Origin of the sequence: Gilliamella sp. B3464, assembly GCF_026536145.1 — a bacterium.
GTDB lineage: Bacteria > Pseudomonadota > Gammaproteobacteria > Enterobacterales > Orbaceae > Gilliamella.
On the sequence record NZ_JAFNOQ010000005.1, the window covers coordinates 227101 to 245359 of the forward strand.

Below are 18259 nucleotides of genomic sequence, written 5' to 3' on the forward strand. Positions count from 1 at the left end.
TCCGTCGACCTAAGTCGACGGAATAATAATCTTGTAAGCGTGGCTATTTGTTTAACCGATTACTCACCAAAACCACTAGCAAATAATTCGCGAATTTCATCCATTGCGGCTTGTTCGTCTTCACCATCACAAATAATTTCAACAGTTGAACCACCTTTAACGCCAGCACCAAGTAATCCCATCATGCTTTTTAATTTGATTGCTTTGTCATTATAAACAAGTTCAATTGATGATTTGTAACGACCTGCTAATTTAACAAGTGTGGTAACAGGGCGAGCATGAAGACCAGTTGAATTTTTTACTACCATTTGTTCTTTTAACATACTAAAGTCCTTATTTATATCTTTACGTTAATACAATGAATGGTATTTATATCATAAATTGAGTTATTTTGCTCTTTTTTTGCATACAAATTTCGATAAAAATAACGCTTTTATTGTTGTTACATAGTTGAGCAGGATTGGACTTAAACCCAAAAATATCGAACAACATGGAAAAAAATCGGCGCAGCAAAGCAGATAGAATCGAAGCGATCCAGTATACCGCCATGACCACCTATCAATTTGCCCCAGTCCTTTACTCCCTTATCTCGTTTAATTGCCGACATCACTAATCCACCACAAAAACCGAGTAAAGTAATCATCAGCGAAATTAGGCCAGCTTGCACAAAACTAAATGGCGTTATCCAAAACATGCTTGCGCCAATTAAACTTGCCGAAACCACACCACCAATAAACCCCTCTACTGTTTTTGACGGCGATAAATTGGGGCTAATTTTATGTTTACCCCATAATTTACCAAACACATATTGGAGTACATCTGACAACTGCACCACTAAAATCAAAAAAGCGATGAGTAATAAATTACGATCTTGATAATGGTCGATATCTAATACCAGTAATGCTGGTACACAAGATATACAATAGACAGTAATCATCAGTCCCCATTGCACATCTGCGGTTCTTTCTAAAAAGTTATTGGTTGAGCCGGTTATTGAGGCTAAAATCGCCAAAAGTAAAAAGACATAGACGGGAATAAAAATACTAAATAGACCATACCAAGACAATGCAACTAAAATATATTGCATTGGTAAGGCAATGACGTAGGCAAAGATTAAAGCAAAATAGTCATAACGGCTAATCGGTGTTAAATGTAAAAATTCTCGCAGTGCTAATCCCGATATAACGAAAAACAGAAAAATTACGGCTAACTTACCAATCCAAAAAGCAACACCGATAATGATCACCATCACCCACCATGCATTGATACGCGTAATTAAATTATCAATAACACTATTTGGTGCTGTTGTACGCCTTTTTAACACCCAAGCAATCGTTGTGGCAATCAGCAAAAACAAGCCTATACCAATAAATAATAATAACGTATCACGTTGGTAAATCGACATTTTTTCTCCTAATTGCTCAATTAAGTCATCTCGCAAAAATAAACGTTATACAACTCATCAACGACAAATGATTATGCTAATCAAAACACCCACTACTAGCAAAAGCTGTATAGCTAACACGATTAACTGTACTTTGAAAAGACCTAATGTACCGATTTGACGTTGTTTAATGGTTCTAACCGGCGTTCGAACCGATTTGATTAAATGCAATTTCAACAATGCTTGATCGAGTTCATTAAGCACATCAGGTACCTGATCTAAATGATTGGTTAAATAATCAAATAGTTTTTTATCAAAAGCAATACGCACTGCATAATATTTGGTGACAATACCAAGCAAAAACACAACTAAACAAGTTGAAGACATGAACCATGAAAAATGCAATAGATCACTCAATAATCCCATAATTACAGCTGACAAGGTCAATAACATTGAAAATATATCAAGTTGTTGACTTACGGTCAGCAAGCTACAAAATGTCGCTATATCAGTCTGATTAATCTGGGATTGTTGCTTAATATTTTCACTGCTTAACATATCGATTCCCTGTTAGTGAGCTGAGCAAGCCAATTTGTTAAAATTAAACGCTGCCTATCTGAAATAACAATAGTCGTGCGACACGTTTTAACCTGTGTTATTGCATCTTCAACAGTCAATGCTTTTTTAGTCCACAATAACCAAGCAATAACGGCAGTAGCGCTTCTTGAATACCCCAACGCACAGCATACTAATAACTTTCCCTGCCGATGATATTGCTCAATACGTTGCGCTGAATATTGACACTGTTGTTCAGATAATGGCGTCATATCTAATACCGGAATCAGGCTATAGCTACCGTCAAAATGCCCAATGGGCAATTCAGCACACAAATCAATCACCGCTAAAAATTGATATTTATTTAAAAAATGGCCAGAAGGAATTCGACCTAAATAAACATTATCCGTGATTCGATCAACATCTTGATGCTTGATTGTCCATAATCGTGAATTGAGCCACATAATCGAAAAATAAGGGAGATATAATAGCGCAACTGCTAAATTAAACTGTCCATTAAGTTGTTTTTGAAAACCCTCAGCACCTAAGATCACATAATTAACGGCAACCAATAACAAAGATGCCGATAGCCATAATAACCACAGCCCCCAACCACCAACATAAATCGCTAAACTAAACGATAATAATGACAAGATAAAGTAGATCACACCCCATCGATACTGTTTAGACAGCGGTCTAGCTTTTAATATTGATCCCCCTGATTGTGGCCACAACCAAATACAAAAACAACCAACCCATAAACCTGTTGGTACATCAAAAAAGTGATGCTGCCAAGTTGTTAATACCGATAACGCAATACATAAACACCAAAGATGCAGTAAATAACGCACCAATACAGTTTGGTAATAACTTGCATAAAACTGCCATAGAATCACTAACAGCGTAATATGTAATGAAGGAGCTTGATTAAAGGGTTTATCAAATCCCATTAAAATATCAAATAGAAGTCCAAAAAAACCGTCTAATGGTGGGCGCTCAAAACTAAATTTTAGTGGAAAAACAAGAAAACAAACGACACAAATAATTTGTGCTGATAATAATCTTAAGCCAAGTATTTTTAGTGACTGACTAGATTTAGCCAATAAGATAGCCAATCCATACATCAAATCAATTGACCAATAAGGCACAATAGTCCAAGGCAATAAAGGGATTGCTTGTTCCCAAGCATAAACCACACTATTAACTTGAACACGTGTTGAGGTAAACCAATTAGCAAAATTATAACTGCTAAAAAATAACAACGTTAATCCAATAAGCCACAGCCATTTTTGAACGGTAAGTTTAGTCATCGTATATCGTGGTATTGGCATAAATTATTTTTTTATTCGTTGTGCTAGTGAAACCGTAAAAATGCCCCACTGATCAACACTCATGGTTATTTTTTGAAAACCTGCCTCACTAACCAGTTGATCCATTTCCAGTTGCGTTCTTCGGCGCATAATCCATGGCTGCCCATCACGATGTGAGGTTAATGCTCTGGCAATAAACTCGAGTTGTGGATGCCATGGCTGATTAGTGTAAATTAAATATCCGCCTTCAGACATGACATCGGCTAACCCTGACAACGATTCTCGCAACAATTGATTGTCACTAAATAACTCATACAAACCAGATACTACTGCTAAATTAGGTTGAGGTGATAATTGTGCTAACTCTTGCCGACTAAAAGCATCGCCTTTTTCAAAACGAACAATATCCGTTAAGCCCTGCTGCTGAATTAATGCTTGTCCATCGCGAATATTAATATCACAGTAATCACGTAATAGCACTGAATTAGGTTTATGTGCGATTTGATTTATCGTTTCAATAATATAACGTCCATGCCCTGCTGCAATATCAACAATATTAACAGATTGATTTTGTTGTTGTAACTGTAAAATAGTTTGCTTTAACAGCGCTTCAAGATGAACTTTTCGCTGACGGATACCACGCCAACCAATAGATTGTAGATAAATATAATCAAAAAATTGTCCAAGTTTAGAACTGCCCGATGGTTGGTTTTGATAGACATAGTCAAGCGTACTGCCTGAATCAAACCCAGTGTCAAAACCGAGTTTGATTCCGTCAGACATTTTACTGGCATAACGCAAACTGGTTTGAATAAATTTCCAGTATAAAGGCTTAATCAAACCAACGGGTGGCATAGTTAAATTATCCGCCTCTTGCCTTGTATAACCAACTAAATCGGCATTAACTAAGCAAGGAACATTTATCGGATTGGCAAAACAACCGACAATAAATCGCCGTGCTCGATCAATAGCGAAATGGCGATCTTTTTCACCTAAGGTATCATGATAAAATCCAGGTAATATATGTAACTCTTTTTGTGCGGTACCCAAATTCTCATAAAATTGTTGTTGTGGTTTACGCCTTACCACATAATCAGACCCCGACACCAGTAGTTGCGTGGGTACCGTAATCGCATTTGCATCTTGAACTATGCGATCTGCCACCGCATACAAATCTAATAATAACCGCACCGATATTGGTCTAGTAATTAATGGATCTTGAGTAAACGATTGTGCTCGACTCGCATCATGGGTCAGCAGCTTAGGCTTAACATAACTGTTAACAAAAAAGTTGCCTTTTAAGTTATACAGCAATTTTAGACCCGATACCGCAAAAGGGACATATAACTTGACGCTAAAGGCCGGTGAAGCTAAGACTAAGGCTCGAATATTCGGTACATAATCATGTGCCCAAGCTGCAGCAATAACCGCCCCTACACTTTGCGCAATAACAGCAATATCTTGATCACAAAAGTGATACTCTTGCTTAATATGTTGTATAAAACAGTGGGCATCTTTAATCAGTGTGGCAAAATTAGGGGCATCGCCTCGTTCACCTGCCGATTGACCGTTACCTCGCGCATCCCAAGCGAAAATTTGATAATCAGGTAGTTCAAGTTCGTTAGCAAGATGTGCCACTCGACCTGAATGCTCATGGCCTCGATGAAAAATGACGATAGCGCGATCTTTACCACAGTTATTGTCGATTGCCGGCCAATAGCGATAAAATAACTGACAACCATCATGGCTTATAAAGGTTTTTTGTTGCTCTTGACGCATAATATATTCCTTATTTATTTTGCGCTTCTAATAAGCCTTTGTTCACTCGATTAAAGATGGTATAGATAAGTAAAAGAGTAATCAGACACAATAACGTATTAATCCAACTTAAAGGCAGTAAATGGGTGGCTATACCTAAGCTTATTATACTAAAAATAGTGGCGCGATCACTTTTCCCCATTGGTCCATCATAACGGCGTGATGCTCCAATCATTAATCCCAATACGCCACTATATTCAGTCAAAAAGGCTAGTAACACGACCAAAATCACCAGAAAACTACTCACGCCGTCTAGTGGCATAAAAACCAGTAATAATGCGCTGTCTGATATCACATCACAAATTTCATTTAAATAAGCACCCAAATTAGATTTTTGCTGAAATTCACGTGCTAACATTCCATCAATAGCATTGAGCGCCATTCGAATAAACATCCATATTGGAATTAACATAAATAACCAATGATATTGGGCGAAACACCCAACCATTAGTGCTACTAAAATCGATGCCAAACAGGCGAATAAAGTCACTTGATTAGCCGTTACACCAGCATTATAAAGCTTATGGGTATAAGGTCTAAGTAGTGCCTGAAACTTCGGCTTTAATTGATAAACTGATATCACTGATGATCCTAAATTTTAACCTACTGCTATGATAATATTGGCAAAATATAACATAGCAGTTTTTTATTTCATTATACAATTCGTTGCAATTGGGTATACTTTAACGAACTGACCATAAAATGCAAACGATTGAGTACATTGACTTCACCAGCACCGTCGTCAAAATCTAAATAGAGCAAATTAAGTTTAGGGTTAAGATCACGCATCCGTTTTTCTACCCCTTTTGATACTACATGATTAGCAATACAACCAAATGGTTGAAAGCTAATGACATTATTAATACCATATTCAGCAAAGGTCATAATACCGGCTGGAATCAACCAACCTTCGCCAAATTGATTGGCTAAATTAAGAATTTGCTCGGCTTTTTTAGCGATATCACGGATATTATGAAACGGTTGATAATATTTAAAATCCGATAAAATCTGATTAGTTTTATTGATATAGCGTTGGGCCACTTTTTCAAAAAAGAACAGTAATGACGATAGATAACTTTTTGGTAAAAGATGATTATCAATATTACTGTCATAATTGACAAACACTTGAGCAAAAAATTCAATCATGGGTGGAATTACTGGCTCAATTCCCTGATCGACTAACCATTCGACACTATGCTGATTGCCAAAGCTGTTATATTTTACATAGATTTCACCAACAATCCCTATTTGTGGGCAATCTTTATTGACGGTTTCAACCTGATTAAAATGCTCAACAGCTTGCGCCAATAACGCATAAATCGCTCTATGCCCTTTCTGCTCATTAAGTAGCTGCTGTAGCTTTCTAATGTACAGCTCTTTAAGTTGATTAGCCTGTTGTTTCACTTTGGCTCTAGGTGCCACCGCGTAATACATTTTCGATAATGAATCAGCAAATAACATAGCAAAAAAGGTGGTTGGCAGAGTTTTAAGCCAATTAATTTTAAAGCCAGGTTGTTCACTTGCATTCATATTATCGGTACTAAGTGACACAATCGGCACATCTTCAAAACCATTACTAATCATGGCTTTTTTGATTAACGACAGATAACTGCTCGCACGGCATTGCCCACCGGTTTGCGTGATACCAATTGCCACTTCATCACGATTATATTTACCCGATCGTAACGCTTTAATCACATCGCCAACAATAATCGTTGCTGGGTAGCAAATTTCGTTATTACAGTACTTTAATCCCCACTCAACCGAGCTTTTATCTGGTTTTGGTAACGTTTCTAGCTTATAACCTGATAATGCAAAAATCGGCGGTAATAACGGTGAATAAAAATCAGAAATAAATGGCGCTAAAATAGTACGACGCTGTTTATCCTTTTTACTGAAAACTGCCGTTTTTTTACGTTCCACCATTTTCAATGGTTGATGTTGATTCATACGAATTGATTCGATAATCGATCGTAAGCGTAAACGGACAGAACCCGTTGCGGTGATCTCATCTACACGAATGATCGTACAAGTTTTACCCTTAGATTCTAAGATTGCTTTACACTCATCAGTGACAATCGCATCAGGCCCACAACCAAATGAATTGAGCTGTACAAATTGAATATTATTCGGTTGCTGTGCAACAAATGAAGCGGCAGCATATAAACGATTTGGATAGCTCCATTGTGAACAAATTTGCAGTTCTGGCGATAATTGATGAATGGCACCTAATACCGAATCTTCGGTAATAACATCACAGCCTAGCGCATTTAAAATTTCGGGCGTTTTGTGATTAATTAAACTATCACTATGATATGGCCGTCCAGCTAAAATAAATACATAGCGCCCAGTTTGTTTGGCATTATTAAGTACTTCAACCGCTTTACTGTATAAATCATGTTTAAACTCAGCTTGTGCAATTAATGCAGCTTCAAACGCTTTGTCGGCAACTTTTTTGTCGATACCTAACGAAGTTAAATAATTGATACAGCCTTTTTTAAGTAACTTACTATTGGTAAAGTTAATAACGGGATAATCTAATGGAATGCGAAATTTTTCTTCGGGATTGATCGCACTGTGGATCACTTCAGCATAACTGCTGACAATTGGACAATTATAGCTATTAACCGCATTGTCAAACTGAGCTGATTCAAACACAACCATCGGCATAAAAATACGATCGACCTTCTGTTCAATCAACTCCATGATATGACCGTGCACTAATTTTGCCGGAAAGCAAATGCTATCAGACATTACCGTTCCAGCCCCTTTTTCATAAATACTTTGTGTTGAAAAAGGTGAAAGTGTCACGTTTATACCACTTTGAGTCAATAACGTGTGCCAAAAAGGGAAGTTTTCATATTGCCCTAATACACGAGGAATACCAATATTAATTTTAGCTTCGGCATTAACCACATTAGTTCGTTTAAATAGCAGATCATTTTTATAATCAAACATATTAAACGAGCTGTAATCGCGATATTGATTATTACTTAAAAAACGTTCACATTTATTACCCGAATAGTAACGTTGACCGTTGGCAAATCGGTAGATGATAATATCGCATTTATTTTCACAACCTTTGCAGCGAGACGGTTTAGCTTTATTGTCTTTTGCTTTGTGAAGATTATCTAAACCAATAAATTGCGAAGCTGTAGGGTGCGCTAAATAATGGTTTTTAGCGACCAACGCTGCGCCATAAGCTCCCATTAACTCAGGAATATTAGAACTGGTAATTTGCGCACCGGTTAACTGTTCTAACGCACGAAATACCGCAGGATTTTTAAAAGTACCGCCCTGCACCACGATATGATCGCCCAGTTTACGCATATCATGCAGTTTCAGCACTTTATGAATGGCATTTTTAATCACAGAAAACGCCAGTCCTGCCGAAATATCACCCATGGTGGCATTTTCACGCAATGCCTGCTTCACTTTAGAATTCATAAAAACAGTACAGCGTGTACCTAAATCACATGGATTAGAAGATTGACACGCGGCATCAGCAAAATCAATAGTATTAGAGTTAAGTGATTTGGCAAAAGTCTCAATAAACGATCCACAACCCGATGAACAAGCTTCGTTTAATTCGATATGATTAACCACACCATTAGCAATAAAAATGGCTTTCATATCTTGGCCGCCAATATCCATCACAAAACTGACATCAGGATCGATATGTTTAGCTGCGGCAAAATGCGCCATGGTTTCGACCAAACCGTCATCAATAGCAAAAGCGGCTTTTAATAGTTCTTCACCATAACCTGTCACACCGGTGCGAGCAATAATAATCTCCTTACCTGATGCAGTAATTTCATCGTTTAATTTAGTTAAGCCATGAATTAAGGCGCTAATCGACTGACCATTGTTGGGTGCATAATGCGTAAACAACAGCTCATTATCTTCACTAACAAGCGTAATTTTGGTGGTAGTAGAGCCACTGTCAATGCCTAAAAAAGCATTCTGTTTTTGATAATCTGCTAAATTGCATCTAGCAATTTCGATATATTTGCGCTTCTTTTTCCAATTATCAAATGACAACGACTCATTAAACAACGGTTTTAATCTAGATGATTCATTAACTTTAATTTGAGTAGAAGCATTTAATCGTGCAATAAAATCTGTCAACGAAAGCTCGGTTCGCTCAATAATGTGAATTGCAGCACCCCAAGCGGACAGTAAGGTCGGATGTTCGGTGGTAACAACCTGATCATCTGTTAATTTTAGCGTATTTAGTGCGGCTTTACCTAATGTTGGGATAAATGAGAAAGGCCCACCAATTAACATCACTTTTGGCACAATATCATAGCCACGAGCCAAGGTGTTGACTAGCTGAATACATACGGCATGTAAAACTGAATAAGCGATATTTTCTTTCGAGACATTGCGGCTAATTAAATTTTGGACATCGGTTTTGGCAAAAACACCACAACGAGAAGCGATAGGAAAAATTTGGTCATGATTTTGAGCAAGCGCATCAAACTGCTGAACGGGAGTATTAAGCAAAGTTGCCATCTGATCGATAAATGCGCCGGTTCCCCCTGCACAGCTACCATTCATTCGAATATCGGGTGGTCGATCGGGAAAAAAGAAGATCATTTTACTATCTTCACCACCAATATCTATCAACGTCCGTACTTCAGGATATTTGCGTTGTACCACTTCCGATGCTGCAACCACCTCTTGAATAAAGGCGATATCGGCTTTTTCGGAAATGCCCATTCCGGCAGAACCCGTCACTTTTACAGACAAGCGTATATCATCACCAAGCTTCTGTTTAATTTCACTGAGCAATTGAAGTACTGTTGCCACAATATGCGTATTATGGCGTACATAATTAGTATAAACAAAATTGTCATGTTCATCTAACACAACGCATTTTGCTGTAGTGGAACCCACATCCAATCCGAGCCTATATATTTTTGACATAATAAACTCACATTTTATTAATTTAGATTTAATTTATTACAAAATTGGTAATAAATCTCAAATTATTAATTTTATTTTTATATAAATCATTATAACCAAATCTTAGTTCTTTTTAATAGGGATGGATAAAAAATCCCCTAAAACAAAAGCGATACACAATAATAATTTATCTTAAGAAAGCGTGATGTGATTTGTAATTCTGTCTAAAACTAACTGGAATCTGACCTATATCATACAAATACAGGTCATAACAATTATAAAATAATCAGTAATCTAATGAGTTTGCAACGGCTTAAAGTGCTTTTTCTAAACCTTGTTTAGCAATAGTAATCACATTTTTTAGATCGACACCTTGAGCTTTAGCAGCAAAAATACAGCCACAATAACATTGACGATAAACATCATATTCTTTGCAAAGTTCAATAGACCGTTTATAACCATTGTTCTTTTTAAAATCAGAAGGGAGATAATTAACAGAAAAGATCTCTTGGATCTCAAATCCTAATTCATTAATTTTTTGACTGTTCTTTTTAGGGCTGAGCGTCAATGCGCTTGCAAAATAGTCAAATCCTAACTCTTGCGCTTTAATTGCCGCCAAATCTAAACGCATTTTATAACAAATATGGCAACGCTCACCGCCTTCGGGGGCATCGCGCAAATGACCAACTTGCTTAATAAACTCTGCTGGCTGATAAGGTGCTTCTAAAAATTGTACGTTATTTCCGGTCTTTTGATTAAAATCAGCAATAAATTTTTGTTGCACCACACTTCGATACTCATATTCAACGCGTGGATGAATATTAGAATTCGCAAAATAGATAGTAATATCGGCATATTGTGCTAAATACTCCAATACATAAGTACTACAAGGTGCACAACAGCTGTGAATCAATAATTTAGGACGAACCGCACCCGACTGCCAATCGGCAATGACTTCTTTTAAAACGGAATCATAATTAACTTTATTATGTGGGTTTAATTTATCAAGAATTGTTTTCGCATTAATTAACATGAGGACTCATTTATTATTTTGATGATAGTAGTCATTATTGGTCGCTATAATATAGCGTTATAGATTTACGTCAAGATAAACGCGCCAATTTTTATACTGAAACACATATATTTCCTTAAACTTTTCGGCAAGTTTATTACCTAAAGTGAGTTCAATATTTGTTAACTATTTTCGCATAGTGCTAATAGATCTTCATAAGTTAACTTATGCTTATTGCTGTTACACCAGCTTGCCGCTTGCTTTGCCATTGCAGCTTTAAGTGACCGACTTAATTTAAATGGACGAATGACCTTTTTTGAAAAATTAAAAAGAAACACATATTGTTGTGATTGGCTAGGATAGATGCCTAGACAATAAAAAAACGCAATCTCTTTACCTTGGTTATTCATACATAAAATTAGCTGATCTACGCTAAAATCCTTTTCATATTTTTTTTCAACCAGTAAGCAATCGCGATTCATATCAAATTTTATAGTTGGATGCTTTCTGGCGACGACTTCTTCAGCCAGTTGTTCATCCTCATCGCTTAAATAAGAATCCCAAACCAAAAGTCCTAATTCAATCATAGGATTTATTGCTAAATAATTGGCTAAAGTTGGAATAGATGCTTTTGTAATACGTTGATGTAGGGTTTTATAATTCTGTAAATATCGATCAAATTTTTGATCACTAGATTTTATCACTTCTGGTAATTGTTTGAGTTGTTCGATATCAGCTAAATAATCTGCATACAGATTTTTGTTTTGTATCATTACACATGTGTCACGATTGAGGCCGATACCTATGTTAGTAAAATTTGCACTACCAATAATCACCTTTTCTGTCTCTACTTCAGACTGAATCAAATAGAGTTTCCAATGGACACTTTGGTTATAGCGAAAATCGACATAAAAACTGAATTTATCACAATTTTGCGCTTTTTGCTGGCAAAACTTAATAAAATCTGGCGAGTTAAAAGCATTAATGGTGCTGATAATCAGTTCCAACTTAATACTATTATCTTCTAGTAATTGTTCTACTATCATTTCGGTATGACTGGCAAAAGCAGAAACAATGCTGATTTTTTTATTGCCCTTTTTCAATAACGCATTCTCTAAATCATCATTATGAAGAATTTTCATACTTTTCCTTATCTTTTTTTCGACTTAACACGCTTTACCCTAAAACTAGCAAGACTACCACACTTTAACTGGCAATGAGCTAGAAATAAATCGGTAACTGTTATCAGTAATAGTAAACACTGATTAACAGCTACACTCTGTGTTATTACCTCACCAGTCATCAAAATAGCATAAAAGATGAAAAAAATAACATATTTAAACTATAGCGTTCTTAATCCAAACTTATATTTAATTCTTTTTAGCATCAACAAATATATTAAAGGTTAGTTTTATAATATGTTATTTTTTAAAACACACATTCATTTTTGTTCAATAAAGGAGTTATAATTATCACAATAATTTTCAGTTATAAGATTTAGGCTTCCAATTGAATGTTCAACTCATTAACAGTTTAAAAAATCTGCAATTATATAAAAAAAGACATTCAAATAGTGTGCTACTATGGCGTGAAATTTATCCATTAGCTATGCCAATCTTTATAGAAAATCTTTCAGTGATATTGATGGGTATTTTTAGTACCTTTTTAGTTAGCTGGATAGGTAAAGCGCAAATGGCGGCTGTCGGTTTAGCTGAAAGCTTTAATATGATTATCATGTCATTTTTTATGGCAGTAGCATTAGGAACCTCTGTAGTCGTTGCGTTTAGCTTAGGTCGTCATAATCGTAAAAAAGCGGTTTTTGCTGCCAGACAATCCATTACCCTATTAGTATTAGTATCCGTGCTATTATTTGTATTTGTCGAATTCTCGGGCTATTGGATTGTTGATATCATTGCTGGAAAAGCCGATCCCGAAGTTAAACATTTAACCTTAACATTTCTACGATTAACAGTATTAGGCTACCCTGCATTAGCGTTTATTTTGGTGGGATGTGGTGCATTAAGAGGCGCAGGCAATACCAAACTGCCCATGTACCTAAACATCATTATGAATATTTTAAATATATCGATTAGTTATGTACTTATCTATGGAATTGGCAGTTGGCAAGGTTTTGGCTTTATTGGTGCAGGTATTGGTTTAACAACATCGCGTTATTGTGGCATGTTTTTTATCTTATTAGTCTTGACGATAAAACCTAGTCGTGCGCTTTTTATTCCATTGAGAAGTTACTTTCATTCATTTAATGCTAGAATTTTGGTTGATATTCTTAGCATCGGTATTCCAGCTAGTGTTGAATCAGTGATGTTTAATGTTGGCAAATTACTGACGCAAACGTTTGTTGCCGGTATGGGCACGTCAACGATTGCAGCAAATTTTATCGCTTTTTCCATTGCAGGACTGCTTAATTTACCGGGTGGAACTTTAGGTGCAACCTCAACCATTATAGTTGGAAAACGCCTTGGTATGGGACAAATCTACCAACCAACCAGACAACTAAAATTTATTTTTCAATTTACCAATATATTGCTCTGTTTGATTGCATTTGTGACAATGCCCTTTGCTGGCCTGCTCAGTTCACTTTATACCAATGATCCTGAAGTTATCGAAATATCAAAACATTTACTGTGGTTAAATGCTCTATTTACGCCATTTTGGGCTTCATCTTTTGTATTACCTTATGGGTTTAAAGGTGCCAAGGATGCCAGTTATACTATGTGGGTGGCAATCGGTAGTATGTGGATGTGCCGAATTGTCGTTGGTTATCTATTTGGTGTTTATCTTGGCTTTGGTGTAATTGGCGTGTGGTTTGGAATGTTTCTTGATTGGATCATTAGAAGTATATTCTTCTACTACCGCTTAGTCAGTGGTAAATGGCTATGGCGACATCAAAAACACAATTAACTATAAGTTTTCTCATTGAGCTATTTTAATTGTTCATGATAACGAGTGGTTTAATTAGGATTTAACCATCGACTATACAATTATTAGCTAAAGGTGTTTAAATTTTATTATCAAAAATTTATTATTTACCACTAGTAAAAACCAATTTGAAGGTAGCATAAGTTATCGTTTTGAATAAATTACTATTTAATTAAATAACTTTTTTCATCAAGCGTATTGTTACTATTTTAATTTCATCATGTTAATAACAATCTAAATCTAATATCGTTTTGGGCTTTGCGTCAGTAACAAGTTGATCAGGACTCCACCAAATTTATATACTCAAATTATCAAAATCCAGCAAAATATCCTGAAAACGTAGCACAATGAATACCCTATTTTTTGTGAATAATATCCGAAGTATGGTATGGCAGACATCGATTAACGTTGAGTTATCATATCAATATCAAATTGTGTTTATATCTTGGCATCATTTCGACTATCTGTACATTACCAAGAGTTTCAAAATTAACAACACCATAAACCTCTAAAAAAATTCTAGTATTTCATTACCAATCAAATGTTGATATTAAAATCTTGCTACTGTTAGCGAAATAAATTGAATAAAACTTTTAAGTAATAAAAAATAAATTAATTACCGACTGTATCTATTGGCTTGTAAATAAGCATGTCGAAAACAACTATTTTATACACGGCGATGAAACAACTGAAAACATATTGTCTGGCATAAGCAAGAAATGGGCAAAAATTTTTGGTTGTTTGTTAATTTGAAAGTAATTTACCTAAGCCATTGAATTGGTTAACTTTAAATCACAAGGCATCGTTACAGCTAAACTTTTCCACATTAATATAATGCCCCAAAATTGTAATAGCATAAATTTATAATAATTAACTTTTGTAATAACTCATTTTCAAGGATTGATAGCGTTAAAAAAGTGCGATTATTCCTTTCATTACCAAATTGTTTATTAGATGACTTTCCATAGATTTACTTTTTATCATTGGTTAGATAATTAAATATCACAATAAAATTTGTGATATTTATCACATTAACCATATATCGTAATTTCAGTACGCAAAATCATAATATTGTTTTGATAATGAATTTTATACACTCAATCCATCGTTGTTTATTTTCAATAATTCGAAATAGAAACAAATATGCTTAAAAACTGTTTAGAAAACAGTGTGTTTATATAATTATAAGGAGATGATGATGGATAATAAAAGATTATCAGTCATGGAAAAAATAGGCTTTGGAATGGGTGATGCAGCATGTGGAATTGTTTATTCATCAGTCACCATGTTTTTGACCTACTTTTATACCGATATTTATGGACTATCAGCTGCCGCAGTCGGAATCATGTTTTTAGCAACACGAATTTTTGATGCCATTATCGATCCTATTACCGGTATGGTAGCCGATAGAACTAAAACTCGCTGGGGAAGATTTCGACCTTGGTTAATTTGGTTTGCCATTCCCTATGCTGTGCTTGCAGTCATGACCTATACTACACCTGATTTTGGTTACTCTGGTAAACTCTTATATGCCTACATTACTTATGCGTTGTTGATGCTATGCTATACCTTTATTAACATCCCTTATTGTGCACTAGGAGGGGTCATTACGCGTGATGAAAAAGATCGTCTTTCTGCACAATCATTTCGTTTTACCATCTCATCAGCAGCTGGACTAATGGTGTCAATCGGTACTCTATTTTTGGTGGATTGGTTTGGTAAAGAGAATAAACAACTCGGCTTTCAAATGACAATGGCAGTAATGGGCATTATTGCTATTGCGATGTTAGTGTTTTGTTTTGCAACCACTAAAGAACGCGTAACACCCATTGAAGATAAAAATGTCAGCATAAAAAAAGATTTAAAATGTCTGCTAGCTAATGATCAGTGGTGCATTGTTGCTATTATTACGTTTTTTTCTAGCATGGCTGGGGTGATGCGTAGCTCAGCAACACTCTATTATGCAACTTATTTAATGATGGGCGGTATTAGCTCGGCAGCGGGAACAGCGATGAAATCTGCTTTTGTGTCAACCTCAGTAATTGGCACTATTTTAGGTGCAATGGCTGCTGGATATTTTGCTAAACGTTTTACCGCGATTCAATTATTTAAAAATATTAATTTAATTTTGTTTGCCATTGGCGTCATTATGTTTTTTATTCCACCAGTTTGGTTAGCTGTGGTATTCCCTCTTTATTTTTTAATCGGCTTTTTCCATTCAATGTATCAACCCTTCAAATGGAATATGATGGCGAATGCAGCCGATTATGGTGAATGGAAATTTGGTCGACGCGCAACAGGCTTGTCTTTTTCTGGAAACTTATTTGCACTTAAATTGGGTATGGCAATAGCGGGCGCATTGGTTGGTATTTGCTTAGGCTTATTAGGTTATCAAGCTGGTGTGGATGTGCAAACGCCACTTGCGACGATGGGCATTATTGGGCTGTTAACTATAGGACCTGCGTTTTCATATTTGTTACTTTGGTGGCTTATGCGTTTTTATAAATTAGATGACAAAATGATGGAAAAAATTCAACAAGATTTACTTGCCAGACAAAAAAATATTGAAAACAATAACTAGGATAAAAAGTTACGTTAATGACGTAATGTAAAAGGTAATTATATGCGTTCTGATTATTATAACAATCCCATTATCTGTGCTGATTATTCAGATCCAGATATTGTCAGAGTCAAAGACGATTTTTTCATGGTTTCATCTAGCTTTAATCATATGCCAGCACTGCCGATTTTGCATTCTAAAGATTTAGTGAATTGGCAAATTATAAATCATGTATTTTCGTCTCTTGATTTACCGGGTTATGATTGTGTGCAACCTGGGAAAGGCGTTTGGGCGCCATCTATTCGATATCATGACCAAAAATTTTGGGTATTTTTTAGTACGCCCGATGAAGGAATATTTATGTGTAATACGCATAACCCATGGGGGCAATGGAGTAAACCACATTGCGTAAAACCCGCATTAGGTTGGATAGATCCTTGTCCATTTTGGGATGATGATGGTCAAGCCTGGTTAGTTCATGCTTTTGCACAAAGCCGTTCTGGCATCAAGCATAAATTACAGCTGTTTCGTATGAGTAATGATGGCACGGCTTTAATTGACGATGGAAGAATTATTTATGATGGCACAGCCGACTTACCAACACTTGAGGGTCCAAAACTCTATAAAAGAAACGGTTGGTACTATATTTTTGCGCCAGCTGGCGGCGTTGAAACCGGTTGGCAAACCGTATTACGTAGCCAACACTTAGAGGGGCCTTGGACTGCTCGTAATGTCTTATTTCAAGGTAATACCACTATTAACGGTCCCCATCAAGGCGGCTGGGTTGAACTTGATAATAATCAATGCTGGTTTGTACACTTTCAGGATGCCAATTTATATGGACGAATCGTACATCTACAACCAATGCACTGGGGTGATGATGATTGGCCAAGAATCGGAACCGCCATCGATGATAACTGCGGTCAACCTGTTGTGTCATATCCAAAACCATTAACCACTTGTAATTCAGATGATTATACCATGCAAACGAGCGATGACTTCAAGCAAGGCAAGATCGGTTTACAGTGGCAATGGCAAGCCAATCCTCAAAAAAATTGGCTTGCAGAACAGAGCGATGGCTTAACGTTAAATTGTTACCCACTACCAATACATAACAAACAACAAACACTCTATTTTGCTCCTAATTTGTTATTACAAAAATTTTCGTCATGGCAATTTACTGCTGAAACTGCATTAGAGCTCAATACAAACAATTCGGGTGATTTTGCAGGTTTGATCATTTATGGCGAACGTTATGCGGCCCTAACCCTTTGTTATAAAAATCATCACTATTTTTTATGTTATCGATATGGTTGGATGAAAGATGCTGGGATAGTTGATGAAAATAAAGAAATAATTACTGAACTGGATTCACCGAATTGCCAATTAAAAGTTGAGGTCGGATTAAACGGTATTTGCAAATTTTATTATCAAGATACCAATAAAGTGTGGCAAAAGATCAGCCGTGATTTTGCGGCAGGCAAAGGCAAATGGGTTGGCGCGAAAGTGGGTATTTTTGCTGCCAGCGAAGCAAAACAAGCAATAAGTGGTAAAGGTAAATTCAAGTATTTTGAAATTATTGCCAAATAGATCACAATACAAGGTAATATCAAAAGTAAATATACTATTTTTGATATTACCTATTTATGTCAAATTAGACCACTGTTAAACAACGATATAGCTAGATGAACTTATAGCTTTATGATACAAAAAATTGTAATTGAGTTATAAAATTTATTACAGCTAAATAAGCATAAATGGCTAATATTTCT

12 protein-coding genes are annotated in these 18259 nt (G+C 35.9%); 3 read left to right on the top strand and 9 right to left on the bottom strand.

All coding sequences use genetic code 11. The annotated features are described in order from the left end of the window. Positions 1-59: 59 nt before the first annotated feature. The 9 genes from J3U57_RS07840 to J3U57_RS07880 form a co-directional block, all read right to left on the bottom strand. Entirely contained in the window at positions 60-323 is a 264-nt protein-coding gene (locus tag J3U57_RS07840; protein ID WP_065634652.1) for an HPr family phosphocarrier protein, read from the bottom strand. A 143-nt stretch (positions 324-466) separates the two neighbouring features. Continuing rightward, positions 467-1405 carry a phosphatidate cytidylyltransferase gene (locus J3U57_RS07845; protein WP_267344035.1) on the bottom strand — a complete coding sequence of 313 codons (939 nt, stop codon included), beginning with the start codon at positions 1403-1405 and terminating at the stop codon, positions 467-469. A gap of 57 nt (positions 1406-1462) precedes the next feature. Then, positions 1463-1942 (bottom strand): hypothetical protein, encoded by a 480-nt coding sequence (locus J3U57_RS07850; protein WP_267344034.1) that lies wholly within the window; start codon positions 1940-1942, stop codon positions 1463-1465. Continuing rightward, positions 1936-3249 carry a phosphatase PAP2/dual specificity phosphatase family protein gene (locus J3U57_RS07855; protein WP_267344033.1) on the bottom strand — a complete coding sequence of 438 codons (1314 nt, stop codon included), beginning with the start codon at positions 3247-3249 and terminating at the stop codon, positions 1936-1938. Before J3U57_RS07855 ends, J3U57_RS07850 begins: the two co-directional genes overlap by 7 nt. 24 nt (positions 3250-3273) lie before the next feature. Beyond that, complete coding sequence (locus tag J3U57_RS07860; protein ID WP_267344032.1) at positions 3274-5028, bottom strand: bifunctional alpha/beta hydrolase/class I SAM-dependent methyltransferase; 1755 nt, start codon at positions 5026-5028, stop codon at positions 3274-3276. A 10-nt stretch (positions 5029-5038) separates the two neighbouring features. After that, entirely contained in the window at positions 5039-5650 is a 612-nt protein-coding gene (locus J3U57_RS07865; RefSeq protein ID WP_267344031.1) for a CDP-alcohol phosphatidyltransferase family protein, read from the bottom strand. Positions 5651-5721: 71 nt separating this feature from the next. Beyond that, a complete protein-coding gene (locus tag J3U57_RS07870) occupies positions 5722-9996 on the bottom strand; it encodes an acyl-CoA dehydratase activase-related protein (RefSeq protein WP_267344030.1) in 4275 nt (1424 codons plus the stop codon). 292 nt (positions 9997-10288) lie between these two features. Continuing rightward, a complete protein-coding gene (locus J3U57_RS07875) occupies positions 10289-11008 on the bottom strand; it encodes an epoxyqueuosine reductase QueH (RefSeq protein ID WP_065634654.1) in 720 nt (239 codons plus the stop codon). A gap of 161 nt (positions 11009-11169) precedes the next feature. Continuing rightward, positions 11170-12129, bottom strand: coding sequence for a phospholipase D-like domain-containing protein (locus J3U57_RS07880; protein WP_267344029.1), 960 nt, complete (start codon positions 12127-12129; stop codon positions 11170-11172). Between the two features lie 367 nt (positions 12130-12496). On the opposite strand from J3U57_RS07880, the gene J3U57_RS07885 reads away from it, so the two are divergent. From J3U57_RS07885 to J3U57_RS07895, 3 genes are all read left to right on the top strand, one after another. Beyond that, on the top strand, positions 12497-13909 hold the full coding sequence (locus tag J3U57_RS07885) for an EmmdR/YeeO family multidrug/toxin efflux MATE transporter (protein ID WP_267344028.1): 1413 nt from the start codon (positions 12497-12499) through the stop codon (positions 13907-13909). 1213 nt (positions 13910-15122) lie between these two features. Beyond that, entirely contained in the window at positions 15123-16508 is a 1386-nt protein-coding gene (locus J3U57_RS07890; protein ID WP_416379665.1) for a glycoside-pentoside-hexuronide (GPH):cation symporter, read from the top strand. A 42-nt stretch (positions 16509-16550) separates the two neighbouring features. Then, positions 16551-18077 (top strand): glycoside hydrolase 43 family protein, encoded by a 1527-nt coding sequence (locus tag J3U57_RS07895; protein WP_267344026.1) that lies wholly within the window; start codon positions 16551-16553, stop codon positions 18075-18077. The last annotated feature ends 182 nt before the right edge of the window (positions 18078-18259 follow it).